Below are 14,512 nucleotides of genomic sequence, written 5' to 3' on the forward strand. Positions count from 1 at the left end.
CATGGACACGCTCGCCAATGTCGCGCATGGGTTCGGCGTCGCGCTGACCGGGATCAACCTGCTCTACTGCTTCATCGGGGTCTTCATCGGCACGCTGGTCGGGGTGCTGCCGGGCATCGGGCCGATCTCGGCGATGTCGCTGCTGCTGCCCGTGACGCTCTCGGGCACGCCGGAATCCGGCATCATCATGATGGCCGGCATCTACTACGGCTCGATGTATGGCGGCTCGACCACCTCGATCCTGGTCAACATCCCCGGCGAGGCGGCCTCCGTCGTCACCTGCATCGACGGCCACCAGATGGCCAAGCAGGGCCGCGCCGGTCCTGCGCTCGGTATCTCCGCCTTCGGCTCTTTCATCGCCGGCACGTTCGCGCTGGTCGCCCTGATGCTGGTGGCCCCAAAGCTTGCCAGCATCGCGATCGCATTCGGCCCGGCCGAGTATTTCAGCCTGATGGTGCTTGGCCTCGTCGTGCTCACCTTCCTCACGCAGGGCTCGATGCCGAAGGCGCTGCTGATGGCCTGCATCGGCGTGGTGCTCGGGCTGATCGGGCTCGACAGCATCACCGCGCAGCCGCGCCTCACCTTCGGCCGCATGGAGCTGATCGACGGCATCGGCCTCGTGCCCGTGGTCATGGGCTTGTTCGGCGTCGCCGAGGTGCTGCTCAACACCGAGCAGGCGATCAAGCGCGACATCATCAACGCCAAGATCACCCAGCTCCTGCCCAACAAGGAGGACTGGCAGGCGAGCGCCGGCCCCGTGGCGCGCGGCACGCTGCTCGGCTTCCTGCTCGGCATTCTGCCGGGCGGCGGCGCGGTGGTGGCTTCGTTTGCGTCCTATGCGCTCGAGAAGCGTCTGTCGAAAACGCCGGAGCGCTTTGGCCATGGCGCGATCGAGGGCGTTGCGGGACCGGAGTCTGCGAACAACGCGGCGGCCGGCGGTGCGTTCATTCCGCTGATGACACTCGGCATTCCGCCGAACGTGGTGATGGCGCTGCTGCTCGGGGCCTTCGTCATCCACGGCCTGCAACCGGGCCCGCTGCTGATCACGCAAAACCCCGGCCTGTTCTGGGGCATCGTCGCCAGCATGTATATCGGCAACGTCATGCTGCTGATCCTCAATCTGCCGATGATCGGCATGTGGGTGCAGCTTTTGAAGCTGCCCTACAACATCCTGTTCCCCCTGATCATCCTGTTCACGATCCTCGGCGTCTATTGCTCGAGCAACAACGTGTTCGACGTCTATGTGATGATCGCGTTCGGTATCATCGGCTATTTCATGCGCAAGCTCGGCTACGAGCCGGCACCGCTGGTGCTCGCCTTCGTGCTCGGGCCGATGCTGGAGAACAATCTGCGCAAGTCGCTGATCCTGTCGCAGGGCGATCTCTGGACTTTTGTGCAGCGGCCGATCTCGGCGGCGTGCCTGACGCTGGCGCTGGTGCTGCTGATCGCGCCGCTGATGCCCGCGCTGCGCAAGAAGCGCGAGCTGGTGGCGCTGGATGAAGGGGCGTGAGGCGCCGCGCCCCTCGCTGCTCCGCTCAAACTTCGCAGGGTGGGCAAAGGCGCGGATGCGCCGTCCCCACCATCTCTCTATGGTGGGCACGCTTTCGCTTTGCCCACCCTACGGCGCAAGAGGAGCGGCCCAGTCACCCCTCGCCGCTTCCTTCCAGCCGATCGCGCAGCGCGCCAATCACGCGATGAGCCGTCTCGATCTCCCTCACTGACAGACCTTCCGCCAGGCCGTTGACCCAAGGGGCCTGCAAGCGGCCGGCGGCGTCAAAGACCTGCCTGCCCTTGTTGGTGAGCACGACGAGCTGGGCCCGGCGGTGATGCGGATTGGTCTCGAAGGCAACGAGGCCATCGCGCTCGAGATCGTTGACGATCCGCTGCACGTTCTGGCGGTTGGCGCCGAGATTGCGCGCCAGCCAGGCCACGGGCTCCGGACGCTCGGCATCGACGATCGCCCCCAAAATCTGCCAGCGCGCGCTGGTGAGGCCGAGCGAGGCGACCAGCCGATCACCGGCGGTCAGGAGCTGGCCGTTGGCCCGGAACAGCTCGAGAATGAAGCCGGTCAGGGCCTCGCCCGCCGCGGTCCGCTTGGTCCTGGTCATTTGTAATGATCATCCTATCTTGACATCATCATGTCAAATATCTATGTCACATACTGTCGAATTGACATGATGATACCAACTTAACCGGAGTGATGCCATGCCCCTGATGCGTCCGCTCGACCCAACTTTCCCGATCGACCGCCAGGTCGCGCTCGAGGCCGGCCCCGTGGTGCTGGTGAACCTGTTCACGCTCGATGCCGCGGATGAACAGACCTTCCTGACGAGCTGGCAGGACGATGCCGCTTTCATGAAGCGGCAGCCGGGTTTCATCTCGACCCAGTTGCATCGTGCGATCGGCGACAATCCGACCTATCTCAATTACGCGGTCTGGGAGTCCAATGCGCATTTCCGTGCGGCGTTCACCCACCCGGAGTTCCGCGCGAAGATCGCGGACTACCCCGCGTCGGCCGTCGCAAGTCCGCATCTGTTCCAGAAGGTCGCGGTCGCAGGGATTTGTGTGGCGTAGCCTGCGCTCGCAATGGCAACGGAGAGGGTCGACCCCACGCGCGCTCTCGTAGGGTGGGCAAAGGCGCACTTGCGCCGTGCCCACCATCTCGCCACGACCACAACAGAAGTCGTGGGCACGCTTCGCTTTGCCCACCCTACGATGTCTCAGCTTGCCGCAGGCAGCGCATCCTCCGCCGCCACGCCCCACGGCCGCTCGGCCGATGCCAGCCCGATGAGCCGGCCCTGGATGTAGTCGCAGCCCCAGTCGTGCAGCATGTTGGCGGCCTCCTCGTCCTGCACCCATTCGGCGACGGTCTTGATGTCGAGGCGGCGGGCGAGGTCGATCAGGGTCTGGACGAAGGCGCGGTCGTCGGCGGAGTGCGTGATGTTCTGCACGAAGGCGCCGTCGATCTTGACGATGTCGACGCCGAGCTTGCGCAGGTTTCGGAACGAGGTGTAGCCGGCGCCGAAATCGTCGATGGCGATGCGGCTGCCGAAATTCTTCAGCCGCGTGACGAAGCCGCGGACGTCGTCGATGTCCTGGATCGCGACCGTCTCTGTGATCTCGACGATCAGCCGCTCGGCGACCCCGGGATGGGCCAGCATCAGCGACTCGATTCCCGCCCACCAGTCCGGATCCATGGTGGTGTCGGGCGAGATATTGAGGCTGAGACTGACATCGGGCGCGGCCGCGAGCTCGGCAACCACGAGCTCGAGCACGCGGTGATCGACCAGGCGGATGAGGCCGAGCCGCTCGGCGACCGGCACGATGTCGGGCGCGAGCAGGACCTGGCCGTCGCCCTGGTCCATCCGCACCAGGCATTCGTGGAATGCGCGCTGGCGCGAGCCAGCCGACACGACAGGCTCATAGGCAAGCTTGATGCGACGCTCGTTCAGCGCCGTGACGATCTCGTCGGTGACACGGATGTTGACGCGGCGCTGCGCATCGCGCGTGGCATCCGGACGCCACGCCGCAAACGAGCCGGCCCGCCGGCGCTTGGCGGCGTCGAGCGTCTCATGGGCGCGGTTTACAGCCTCGTCGGTGTTGCGAGCATAGCGCGGTAGGCTCACCGCGCCGATCGAGGCGGTGACCGAGACCGGACCGGATTTCGTCGGCACCACCTCGTCGCGGATGCCGGCGAGGAAACGCTCGGCGGCGACGTTCATGTCGTCGATGGTGCAGTTCTTCAGGATCAGGCCGAACTTGTTGCCGGAGAAGCGCCCGAGCACATCGCCGCCGCGCAGGCGCGCGCGGATGCGCTTGGCGATGTCGAGGATCACGGCATCGGCGACGTCGAAGCCGAAAGCGTCGTTGACGCGGGCGAGGTGATCGATGCCGACGAGCATGAAGGCCGCAGTCGAGCGGAAGCGGGTCGTCTCCTCGATCGCCTCGGCCAGCGCCGCGATCAGATGGGCGCGGTTGAGCTCGCCGGTCAGCGGATCGAGCCGGGCCAGCTTTGACAATTCCTCGTCGCGGGCGTGACGCTCATTGTTGATGCGGACGGAGCCGATCGCACGCGTGGGCCGGCCATCGGGGCCGGCGAACCAGCGGCCGGTCTCCTCGATCCAGACCACGGGATCGGAGGCGCTCATGCGCACGCCATACTCGACGCGGTAGGGCGTGCCGTCGGCACCGTGCACGGGGGAGGTCTGCGCCAGCGCGGCGGTCCGCAGCGACTGCGCCGGCTCGATCAGCTTGGCGAATTCGGCGCCGGTCGCGAGCCGCTCCGCGGGGATGCCGGGGAAGACGGCACCGACCTGCTCGCCCCAGACGATGACGTCGCTGGCGATGTCCCAGGCGAACACGGCCTGGCCGAGGGCGGCCAGGATGTCGGAGGCTTGCGGCAATGCGGGGGTCAAAATCGCCTCATTTCGGGACAGCGGGGAGTCCTGAGCCGGCACAGGATAAAGCCAGATTCGGCTTCGACCCTAGGCAAAGTTGATAAACAATTTGGAAACCACGTTGTGAAGCGAGGGGGGAACCAAACCGGCCCGCCCGGCATAGGCCTTGCGAGTACTGACACGCACCGGCGCGCGCGTCCCGAAACGCGACAATGTCCGCCGGATCAACGGTGATCGCGATGTTGAGTACTGATCGATCGGATGAGGCGGCAGGCAGCATGGGCACGGCCCTGGTGCCGCTGATCCCGACTGTGCAATGGCTCCACAAGGTGCCGCTGCCCCGCCCCGATTCAAGCTTCGTCACCCAGCTGATCGCCAATGCCGAGCACCTGCCCCAGGCCAGCCGGCTCCGCCGCGGCTCGTCCGAAGATGCGCGGATGGCCTATGGCAGCAAGCGTCCGCTCGGAAGCGTCACCGCGCGCACGCGACAGGTGGCTTGAGGATCGAATTTTTGAAGCGAGGCCGTCTTCCTTCACCTCTCCCCGCGAAGAGCGGGGCGAGGAGCACACCGACGTTGCGGTGGGACTAAGCCAAACTCAGAGAAATCAGCGCGGCGGCGCGTCGGGCGAGGACGGCGTGCCGTTGCCCGGCTGCAGATGCGGCGAAGGGATTTCCGGCGAGGGCGGGATCACCGGCTTCGGCGCGGGATGGTCCATCAGCACGGATTCGGCGACCGACTGCGCGGAGGGCGCGGGTGGGACCACCGGCGCTGGCTGCGCCGGCACCGGCTCGAACTTGGGCTCGGCGGCGGCTTCATCGGCCGGCGGTTCGGCCCGACGCTTCGCCTTACGCGGCGCCGGCACCGTCGTCTCGGCGACATAGGTGACGCGGCGGCGCGTGCGCTGGGCGATGCCGCCGAGGAAATCGGCCATCGCCAGCAGCACCAGCAGGAAAAAGGTGGAGTTGCCGAATTTGGGCCACATCACGAATTCGGCGGCGGCCGCGCCGAAGATGATCAGCGACAGCAGATGATCCATCAGGAATTTCGAGCCGGGCCGCGCGCCCTTGACCACCTCGAGCAGCAACAGCACCACGCCGAGCGCGAGCAGGAGATCGGCGAGCGTGACCGGCCAGGTCTCGCCCGTGATCATCGGCACCTTGAACAGCACGTCCGAGAAGGACACGCTGGGCATCAGGAAGGCGATGATGTTGTAGACCGCGAGCGGAATCAGAAGCAGCGGGAAACCGACCATCGACGAGATGCCTTCTCGATCAAGATATCCAGACAGGACAATGCGGCGGCGAAGCATTGGCTCCGCCGCCGTCACTGCCATATCTCATGGGTTGGCCGCAATCAGGCAGGCTTAATCATCCTGCCCGGAGAAAGGTCCTGACTTTAGGACTCTTTCTTCTTCAGGACCTGACGGCCCTTGTACATGCCGGTCTTGAGGTCGAGATGGTGCGGACGACGGAGCTCGCCGGAGTCCTTGTCTTCCACATAGGTCGGCTTCTTGATGGCGTCTGCCGAGCGGCGCATGCCACGGCGCGACGGCGAGGTTTTTCTTCTCGGAACGGCCATTTCAATATCCTCTAGGGATTGGTGTCATCAGGGGCATCGTCCGGGAAGGGACGGCTCAGCACCCGCAATACGAGGCGAGCTGAATGCCGATCAAGGCCGGGCTTATAGAGGAAGGCTGGCCGTAAAGCTAGGCTTTTGGCCCGGAAAATGCGTCCAAAAAGGGCCCGGAATCAGCGATTTTCCCGCCAGCAGGTCACAAGTGAGCTCGCCTGCCCCCGCGCCATATAGGTGGCCGCCAGCCGCCGGACGCCCGGTCCCGGGGTCCGGGCGCTGCGTTTGACCGGATTCGGCAGGATCGAGGCCAGCAGCGCGGCCTCCCGGGGTGAGAGGTTTTCGGCCGATTTGCCGAAGGCATAGGCACTGGCCGCCTCGACCCCAAACTGGCCCTGGGGGCCAAGCTCGGCGATGTTGAGGTAAATTTCCAGAATCCGGGCCTTGGGCAGCACCAGGTCGATCCACAACGCCAGCGGGAATTCCAGCGCCTTGCGGATGAAATCGCGCCCCTGCCAGAGAAACAGGTTTTTTGCGACCTGCTGGGTGATGGTGGAGGCGCCCCGGAATGGGGTGCCGTCCTCCTTCGCATCGTCGATCGCCTCGCGCAGCGCGCCCCAATCGATGCCATGATGCTTGCAGAAATGAGCGTCCTCGGCCGCCACCACCGCACGCGGCAGATAGGGCGACATGTCAGCCAGATCGATCCATTCCCGCTGCATCGGCGCACCCCGCAAGCTGCGCCAGGCCATCAGCGTCGAAACAGGATGGCCGGCGCGGTAGAACGGCGCGATCACATAGGGCGCGAGGACCACGACCGCGAGCACCACCAGCAGGATCTTGACGATGCGCAAATCGACCTTTCCGGCGCAAACTGAACCGCGGCCACGGGCTGGACCATTAAGTCTGTGATAATTCGGGCCTTTTCCAGCACTTTTTAGGCCTTCCAAGCGATTGACTGATGCGGGCGCATAAAGGATTGTCCCGCCGAATTTTAGTTCTGGAGCCTTTCTTGATGACCGGCACGTCCCCGTCCGATTTCGCCAAACGTCTGGACAAGACCGCTGATGACACCGAAGCCCTGCTCGGGCGCCTGCTGTCGGACGACATCCTGCACGATGAGATCGCCCGGCCCAAGCGACTGATGGACGCAATGCGCTATTCGAGCCTGAACGGTGGCAAGCGCCTGCGGCCGTTCCTGGTGGTCGAAAGCGCAGCGGTGTTCGGCGTGCCGCGCGATGCGGCCCTGCTCGTGGGCGCCGCGCTCGAATGCATCCACTGCTATTCGCTGATCCATGACGATCTGCCGGCGATGGACAATTCCGACCTGCGCCGCGGCCGCCCCACCCTGCACAAGCAGACCGACGACGCCACCGCGATCCTCGCCGGCGACGGCCTCCTGACGCTCGCCTTCGACATCGTCACGCGCGACGAGATCCATCGCGACGCCAATGTACGGCTCTTGCTGACGCGCGCGCTGGCGCGCTGCGCCGGCATCGGCGGCATGGTCGGCGGCCAGATCCTCGACCTCGCCGGCGAAGGCCGCTTCGGCGGCAACGAACCGATCGATGTCGCCCGGATTCAGCAGATGAAGACCGGTGCGCTCTTGCGCTACGGCTGCATCGCCGGCGCGATCCTCGGCCAGGCGTCGCAGAAGGAGTATCAGGCGCTCGACGATTACGGCCGTGCGCTCGGCGAAGCCTTCCAGATCGCCGACGATCTGCTCGACGTCGAAGGCGATGCCGCCGCGCTCGGCAAGCCGGCCGGCGCCGATGCCGCGCTCGGCAAGACCACGTTCGTCACCCAGCTCGGCATCGAAGGCGCCAAGCAGCGCGTGCGCGACCTGCTCGCGCGCGCCGACAGCGCCGTCGCGATCTTCGGCGATCGCGCCGCTGTGCTGCAAGCCGCCGCACGCTTCGTCGCCGAGCGGAAGAGCTGACAACTCCGGGCGCTCTCACCTCTCCCGCTTGCGGGAGAGGTCGGCGCAAAGCGCCGGGTGAGGGTTCCCTCCTCTTGGGGGTTCTCGAATGTGGAGACACCCCTCTCCCCACCCCTCCCCCGCAAGCGGGGAGGGAGCGCACCTGCGATGCGGCGACAACGAGAGTTGAGCGAGAGAGCCGTCACCGTCATGGCCACCGACAAAGAAGACCCCGTCCTCGTCCGCTTCCGCAAGATGTCGCGGCCGGTGCGGCTGATCTATGCACGGCCGCGGACCTTCATCGCGCTCGCGGCCGGCATCCTGGTCAGCCTGCTGCTACCGGGCTCGCACCGGCTGGTGACGCGGCTGCTGTTCGGCTGGGATGCGCTGATCGCCGTCTATCTCGTGCTGGTCTATGCGATGATGCTGTGCAACGACCACCAGCACATCCGCCGCGCCGCCGCGATGCAGGATGACGGCCGCTTCGTGATCCTGCTGGTGACGGCAATCGGCGCCTTCGCCAGCGTTGCGGCGATCGTTTCCGAGCTCGGCACGCCACATCGCGGGGCGCTGGAGCTGACCATCGCGATCACCACGATCGCGCTGTCATGGGCCGCCGTGCACACCACCTTCGCGCTGCACTACGCCCATGATTACTATCGCAACGCCAAGCCGGGCGGCCTGCAGTTTCCGAGCGGCGACAAGGAAGACCACGCCGACTATTGGGACTTCGTCTACTTCTCGTTCGTGATCGGCATGACCGCGCAGGTCTCCGACGTCGGCATCACCGACAAGATCATCCGCCGCACCGCCACGGCACATGGCATCGTGTCCTTCATCTACAACACGGCCTTGCTGGCGCTGACGGTGAACATCGCGGCGAGCGCGATTTCAAACTAAGCTGTCGTCCCGGCGAAGGGTCAGTTGCACACTTCGGCATTGGCGTCGTTGCCGGGGCCGCCGCCGCCACGATATTCGAGATGGCAGCCGCGACTGACCGGACGGCAACCGCTGCTGTTGCAGAACACCTGACCGCCACCCGAGCGACGGCCGGCGGCAGCGATGCCGGCAGCTGCACCGTAGCCGCCTGCCGCTTCGGCCGCCGCACCGCCGGCCTGACGGCGCTGCCGCGCCGGACGCTCGTCGCCGTCGTCGCGCTTGGCGGTTGCAGGCTTGGCCGGCTTGGCGGCGCGCTGCTTCTCGCACTCATTGTCGTCGTTGACCGCATAGCCTTCGCGGCAAACGATCTTCGTGCACTTGTCGCCGTCGGCCTTGAAGCCATGCTCGCAAACCAGCGGGCAGACCCGTGACGGCTTCGACTTGACCGCATCGAGCGCGTCGGTGCTCGCGACCTTCACGTCGAGCTTGGTGCCGGCGTAGCGGTTGAACTGCGACAGCGAGCGCTGCGAGGACGTACTCCAATTGCCGTCGGCCTGTCCGGAGAAACAACCGACCCGGCCAAGCTCGGTCTGCACCGAGCGGCTGAGATCGGCTGGCGTCGCCGCCGGCGTCAGCGAGGCGACGTTGGTGCCGGCCGGGCTCGCGGTGCTGGCCGGCGCAGTGCTCGGCGCCGAGGCGGCGAGATTGACGCGCTGCTGCTCGGCGGCGGCCGCCTGCTGTTGCGCCTGCTCCTTCGTCTTCTGCGCGGCGAGCTGGGCCTGCTCGGCGGCCTTTGCATCGGCCGCAGCTTTGGCCTGCGCATCCTTCTGCGCGCCGAGCGCGGCAAGACGATCGCGCTCGGCCTCGGCCTGCTTCGCCTTCTCGATCGCCGCCGCATGGGCCTGCTCGGCCTGAATCTTGTCGATCTGCAGCTTGGCGAGGTTGGCATAGAAGCCGTCAGGGTGCTGGGCCAGGAAGGCTTCCCACGCCGGCCTGTTGCCGACCTGGAGCGCGAGCTCGTAGTCGCGGCGCATGTCGGCCTGAGGGTTCGCCGCAGGCGCTGCAGCCACCGCCTTGACCGGCACCAGCGGGACGTCGTCGCCGCCGAGCGAGCCATAGACGAACGGCTCCTGCTTGTTGCCGGTCGACTTCAGCACGTCGTCGCGCACGAAGCCGAAAGCGCGGCGGACATCGAGGCCCGGCGTCGTCAGATGCTTCGACAGCGCGACCGTAAACGGGCTGTTGGCGCCGTCGCCATCCTGCGCCGTGAAGCCGGCCTTGGCCGAATAGGCGATCAGCGTGTTGGGGCTGGTCGGCTCGACCTGGGCGAGGCCGCGGCCGATGCCGCGCGAGGCGATGGTGCGCTTCATGGTCTTGCCGAACGGATTGTCGCGGCAGGCGTCCAGAATCACCAGGCGGAGCTGCTTGGCGGGCTCGACCGCGACCAGGATCCGGTCGAGCGAGAGCGCCTCGTCGTAGACGTCGGTGTCGCGCTCGAGCCTGGCGTCGACGGGGATCAGATAGTTCGAGCCTTCGACCTCGATGCCGTGACCGGCATAGTAGACCACGGCAATATCGGCAGTGCGGGTCGCATCGGCAAAGTCGCGCAGCACACGCCGCGTATCCTGGGCCGACAGATCGTGCCGGGAATCGACCACGTCGAAACCGGCCTCCTTCAACGTCTTCGCCATCACCGCACCGTCATTGACGGGGTTGGCCAGCGAGGGGGCGTGCTGGTAGGCGGAGTTGGCGAGCACCAGCGCCACGCGCTTTCCGGCAAAGGCGGGCTCGGCGCCAAGCAGCAGCGTGGCAGCGAGGAGAAGCGGGTAAAGTCTGAGCAGGTTGCGCATGACACGACTTCCGAAGTTCGGGGCCATCCGGCCCCTTTGGGATCGCTCTAGCAGGACCCGTCGCCGGCGCTCGTGATGGAGGTCACGAAGGCGGCTTCGACGACAGGCCGAAAGACCCTCTATGTTTGTCGCGCCAGCGCGGTCGGGGTTCGGCGACACACGCGGCGCGGGGCCGGTTCCCCTAGGAATCCCCGATATGTCCCCGATACTGCGGCAGATCGTCCGTAATCTCGTGCCAGGGCGCCTTCGAGCCCACGAAAATATGGGCGCTCGGCCGGATCGAGGGGGCATCGACCAGGGTTCCCATGGCGACATGGACCCATTTTCCCTCCCGCATCCGGGAATAGAGCAGCGAGCCGCAGCGGGCGCAGTGGGCGTCATGGGTGGTGGCGTCCCCGAAAATGAGCCGCTGGTCGCCGCCCTGGACGATGTGGAGCTTCTCCTGCGCGATGCCGGCGAACGGCTTGAAGGCCGAACCGGTGGTGCGGCGGCAGTTCGAACAGTGGCAGTTCATCGCATAGGAGAACGCGTCCGCCACTTCAAAGCGCACCGTGCGGCAATAGCATTCGCCGGTCAGGATACGAGCGTTCGAATTTTCTGATCCGGTCATGGCGAAGCCTTCGCGCAAATAGCTGACACACCCATAGCGCATTATGATGTGTACGACTAAGTTCCGCCCAAGCCATCATGTAAAGGGATGCCCCATGAGCCAGAACCGTTCGAGCGTCGAAGCCGTCGTGCAATCCTATTTTGACGGGCTCTATGAGGGCGACGCTGAAAAGCTCGGCGCCATCTTCCATCCCTCCGCCGATCTGCGCTGGATCGAGAAGGGCGAGCTCCAGGTCCTGACCGTGCCGGACTGGCTCGACCGCGTGCGCAAGCGCGCCTCCGGCAAGGCCGAAGGCAAGCCGCGCGAGGATTTCATCGTCACCATCGACCGCTCCGACGAGAAGACCGCCTTCATCAAGGTGCGCTGCCAGCTGCCGCCGCGCTATTTCACCGACTATCTGGTGGCGATGAAGCTCGCAGATGGCTGGCAGATCGTGTCGAAATCGTACAGGTATGATCTGAGGGAGTGAGGGGCGCTTCCGCTGCCCGAAATCGGGCGCACTCGCTCGCCATTCTCCGTCATTGCGAGCGCCGCTCTCGCCCCGTCATTGCGAGGAGCCCTTGCGACGAAGCAATCCAGAATCCCTCCGCGGAGAGACTCTGGATTGCTTCGCTGCGCTCGCAATGACGGCGCGGATAAAGCGCACGCTACGTGTTCATTCTCCACTCGCCTGAAGGTCTCTCGATGCATCTCGACCGCCGTTCCCTGCTCGCCTCGCTTGCCTGGATGGCCGCTTCTCCCGCTCTTGCGGCAGAGGCGCCGCCAGAGCTCGAAACCTATGAGCGCGACAGCGGCGGGCGGATCGGGCTCTATGCGGAGAATCTCGCGACCGGCAAGAAGCTCGCCTGGCGTGCCGACGAGCGCTTCGTCATGTGCTCGACCTTCAAGGCTTCGCTTGCGGCCTGCGTGCTGGCGCGGGTCGACCGCGGCGAGGAGCAGCTTGCGGCCATGATCGCTTACAGTCAGGCCGACCTGCTCGACTATGCTCCGGTTGCCAAGCAAAATCTCGCGGCCGGCAAGATGTCGGTCGCCGAGATGTGCAGGGCGATCGTCGAGCTCAGCGACAACACCTGCGCCAATCTGCTGCTGGCGCGGATCGGCGGGCCGGCCGCGCTCACCGCATTCTGGCGATCGCTCGGCGACACCACCACGCGGCTCGACCACAATGAGCCCGAGCTCAACCGCTCTCCGCCCGGCAATCCCCAGGACACCACGACGCCGGCCGCGATGGCGGGCAATTTGCGCCGGCTGGTGACGGGCGAGGCGCTGTCAGCGGCGTCACGTGCCCAACTGACCGACTGGATGGTGAACTGCAAGACCGGCGCGAACCGGCTGCGCGGCGGCCTGCCGGCGGATTGGACAATCGGCGACAAGACCGGCAACAACGGCAAGGATGCGTCGGGCGATATCGCCGTCGTCTGGCCCAAGACTGGTACCAAGCCGGATGTGCCGATCCTGATCGCGGCCTATACCCAGGGCGGCACGCCGAATTCCGCGCAGATCGCGGCTGTATTTGCCCGCATCGGACGCATGGTGGCAGAGCGGCTGGCGTAAGGCCACCGCATTGACCGCCGCATTGACCTCTTGGCCGCTTCCGGGCCAAGACAGGCCATGATCGCAGCGAAATTCCAGACCTTCCTGATCCTGCTCGCGGTGCTGGCGGGCACCGCGCTTGTCGCGCGTCGTTTCAACATTGCTCCTGCGATCCTGCTGATGCTCTCCGGCGTCGGCCTCGCCTTCGTGCCGGGCATGCCGCCGGTCGAGCTGCCGCCGGAACTGGTGCTGCTGATGGTGCTGCCGCCGCTGATCTACTCGGCGAGCGTCGCCATGAGCTGGCGCGAGTTCAGGAACAATCTGCGGCCGATCGTGCTGCTCGCGGTCGGCGCGGTGATCTTCACCGCGGCGCTGGTGGCGGCCGCCACGCATTATCTGATCGGCCTGCCCTTGACCGTGGGCTTCCTGCTCGGGGCCATCGTCGCGCCGCCCGACGTGGTGGCGCCGCTCGCGATCGCGCGCCGGCTCAACTTGCCGCGCCGGCTCGTCGTCATCCTCGAAGGCGAAGGGCTTGCCAACGACGCCACCGCGCTGATCCTGTACCGCTTCGCGCTCGCCGCCATCATGGTTGGACATTTCTCGCTGCCGCTGGCGGCCGGCGAGTTCCTGCTGATCGTGGCCAGCGAGATCGCCTTCGGCATCGGCGTCGGCTGGCTCTCCCTCCGCTTCCGCAAATGGTCCAGGGATCCCCAGGTCGAGCTGACGCTGTCGCTGATCACGCCTTACGTCTCCTACTGGCTGCCCGAGCATGTCGGCGGCTCCGGCGTGATCGCCACTGTCGCCTGCGGCCTCTATGTGAGCTGGAACGGCCCGCTGCTGATCTCGGCATCGACGCGCCTGCAAGGCATTTTCTTCTGGGACCTCATCATCTACCTGATCGAGGGCCTGCTGTTCCTGCTCACCGGCTTCCAGATGCGCGCGCTCTACGAGAAGTCGAAGGCATTTCCGCTCGACGACATCCTGATCGCGACCGCCGTGGTCCTGATGATCATCGTGACCGCGCGGTTCGTCTGGCTCTATCCCGCGACCTATCTGCCGCGCATCCTCTCCAAGTCGTTGCGCGAGCGCGATCCGTCCCCGCCATGGCAATGGCCGTTCGTGCTTGCCTTCACCGGCGTGCGTGGCGCCGTGTCGCTGGCGGCCGCGCTGGCGCTGCCGTTCACGCTGCCCGGCGGCGAGGCCTTTCCCTATCGCGACCTGATCCTGTTCGTCGCCTTCGGCGTCATCTTCGTGACGCTGATCGGCGTCGGCCTGACGCTGCCGCCGGTGGTGCGCTGGCTCGGTGTCGCCGAGGCCGGCCGCCATGAGCATGTCAGCGAGCACGAGGCGGAGATCACGGCGCGACGCCAGGCGCTCGACGCCGCACTGAAGTCGCTCGATGCGTTGACCGCGGAAAAGGAGATCTCCGACGAGGTGATGCGGCTGCTGCGCGCCCGCCACGAGATCCGCGTCAACCAGCTGCCCGATTCACTTGATCCCGCCCATCACGACGTCTCGGCCGCCGGCACCGCACTGACCCGCAACCTGATCGACGCCGAGCGCAAATTCATCCACGACCTCTTGCGCGACGGCCAGATCACCGACGAGACGAGGCGCCGGATCGAGCGGGATCTGGATCTGGAGGAGGCGAGCCTGGCGAACCGGGAGTACCGGGGCGGGCCGCTGTAGCCCTCTCGTCATTGCGAGCGCAACGAAGCAATCCAGACTGCCTCTGCGGAAAGACTCTGGATTGCT

15 protein-coding genes are annotated in these 14,512 nt (G+C 66.0%); 8 read left to right on the top strand and 7 right to left on the bottom strand.

All coding sequences use genetic code 11. The annotated features are described in order from the left end of the window. Position 1: 1 nt before the first annotated feature. Positions 2-1,510, top strand: a complete 1,509-nt coding sequence (locus QA649_RS42325) for a tripartite tricarboxylate transporter permease (protein ID WP_283022334.1) — start codon at positions 2-4, stop codon at positions 1,508-1,510. Positions 1,511-1,643: 133 nt separating this feature from the next. Here the strand turns inward: QA649_RS42325 and QA649_RS42330 are convergent, their stop codons facing one another. Then, positions 1,644-2,108 (bottom strand): MarR family winged helix-turn-helix transcriptional regulator, encoded by a 465-nt coding sequence (locus QA649_RS42330; protein WP_283022335.1) that lies wholly within the window; start codon positions 2,106-2,108, stop codon positions 1,644-1,646. Positions 2,109-2,205: 97 nt separating this feature from the next. Between QA649_RS42330 and QA649_RS42335 the strand changes: the two genes are divergently transcribed. After that, positions 2,206-2,574 carry an antibiotic biosynthesis monooxygenase family protein gene (locus QA649_RS42335; protein ID WP_283022336.1) on the top strand — a complete coding sequence of 123 codons (369 nt, stop codon included), beginning with the start codon at positions 2,206-2,208 and terminating at the stop codon, positions 2,572-2,574. A 146-nt stretch (positions 2,575-2,720) separates the two neighbouring features. Here QA649_RS42335 and QA649_RS42340 read toward each other — a convergent pair whose 3' ends face one another. After that, positions 2,721-4,415, bottom strand: a complete 1,695-nt coding sequence (locus QA649_RS42340) for a bifunctional diguanylate cyclase/phosphodiesterase (protein WP_283022337.1) — start codon at positions 4,413-4,415, stop codon at positions 2,721-2,723. Positions 4,416-4,636: 221 nt separating this feature from the next. On the opposite strand from QA649_RS42340, the gene QA649_RS42345 reads away from it, so the two are divergent. Next, complete coding sequence (locus QA649_RS42345; RefSeq protein WP_283026221.1) at positions 4,637-4,897, top strand: hypothetical protein; 261 nt, start codon at positions 4,637-4,639, stop codon at positions 4,895-4,897. A 105-nt stretch (positions 4,898-5,002) separates the two neighbouring features. Here the strand turns inward: QA649_RS42345 and QA649_RS42350 are convergent, their stop codons facing one another. From QA649_RS42350 to mtgA, 3 genes are all read right to left on the bottom strand, one after another. Continuing rightward, positions 5,003-5,650 carry a hypothetical protein gene (locus QA649_RS42350; protein WP_283022338.1) on the bottom strand — a complete coding sequence of 216 codons (648 nt, stop codon included), beginning with the start codon at positions 5,648-5,650 and terminating at the stop codon, positions 5,003-5,005. Between the two features lie 143 nt (positions 5,651-5,793). Continuing rightward, the gene (rpmF, locus tag QA649_RS42355) at positions 5,794-5,976 is read right to left on the bottom strand and encodes a 50S ribosomal protein L32 (protein WP_007598106.1); all 183 of its coding nucleotides are present in this window, start codon (positions 5,974-5,976) and stop codon (positions 5,794-5,796) included. 170 nt (positions 5,977-6,146) lie between these two features. Continuing rightward, the gene (gene mtgA, locus QA649_RS42360) at positions 6,147-6,821 is read right to left on the bottom strand and encodes a monofunctional biosynthetic peptidoglycan transglycosylase (protein WP_283022340.1); all 675 of its coding nucleotides are present in this window, start codon (positions 6,819-6,821) and stop codon (positions 6,147-6,149) included. A 161-nt stretch (positions 6,822-6,982) separates the two neighbouring features. On the opposite strand from mtgA, the gene QA649_RS42365 reads away from it, so the two are divergent. Then, a complete protein-coding gene (locus QA649_RS42365; RefSeq protein WP_283022341.1) occupies positions 6,983-7,906 on the top strand; it encodes a polyprenyl synthetase family protein in 924 nt (307 codons plus the stop codon). A gap of 189 nt (positions 7,907-8,095) precedes the next feature. Beyond that, positions 8,096-8,785 carry a DUF1345 domain-containing protein gene (locus tag QA649_RS42370; protein ID WP_283022342.1) on the top strand — a complete coding sequence of 230 codons (690 nt, stop codon included), beginning with the start codon at positions 8,096-8,098 and terminating at the stop codon, positions 8,783-8,785. Between the two features lie 20 nt (positions 8,786-8,805). Here the strand turns inward: QA649_RS42370 and QA649_RS42375 are convergent, their stop codons facing one another. Next, entirely contained in the window at positions 8,806-10,614 is a 1,809-nt protein-coding gene (locus QA649_RS42375; protein ID WP_283022343.1) for a caspase family protein, read from the bottom strand. 181 nt (positions 10,615-10,795) lie between these two features. Continuing rightward, on the bottom strand, positions 10,796-11,224 hold the full coding sequence (locus tag QA649_RS42380) for a GFA family protein (protein ID WP_283022344.1): 429 nt from the start codon (positions 11,222-11,224) through the stop codon (positions 10,796-10,798). 94 nt (positions 11,225-11,318) lie between these two features. On the opposite strand from QA649_RS42380, the gene QA649_RS42385 reads away from it, so the two are divergent. From QA649_RS42385 to QA649_RS42395, 3 genes are all read left to right on the top strand, one after another. After that, positions 11,319-11,693, top strand: a complete 375-nt coding sequence (locus QA649_RS42385) for a nuclear transport factor 2 family protein (RefSeq protein WP_283022345.1) — start codon at positions 11,319-11,321, stop codon at positions 11,691-11,693. A gap of 215 nt (positions 11,694-11,908) precedes the next feature. Beyond that, positions 11,909-12,778, top strand: coding sequence for a class A beta-lactamase (gene bla, locus QA649_RS42390; RefSeq protein ID WP_283026222.1), 870 nt, complete (start codon positions 11,909-11,911; stop codon positions 12,776-12,778). 57 nt (positions 12,779-12,835) lie between these two features. Next, a complete protein-coding gene (locus tag QA649_RS42395) occupies positions 12,836-14,446 on the top strand; it encodes a Na+/H+ antiporter (protein ID WP_283022346.1) in 1,611 nt (536 codons plus the stop codon). Positions 14,447-14,512 lie beyond the last annotated feature (66 nt).

The organism is Bradyrhizobium sp. CB1717, assembly GCF_029714325.1.
Classification (GTDB): domain Bacteria; phylum Pseudomonadota; class Alphaproteobacteria; order Rhizobiales; family Xanthobacteraceae; genus Bradyrhizobium.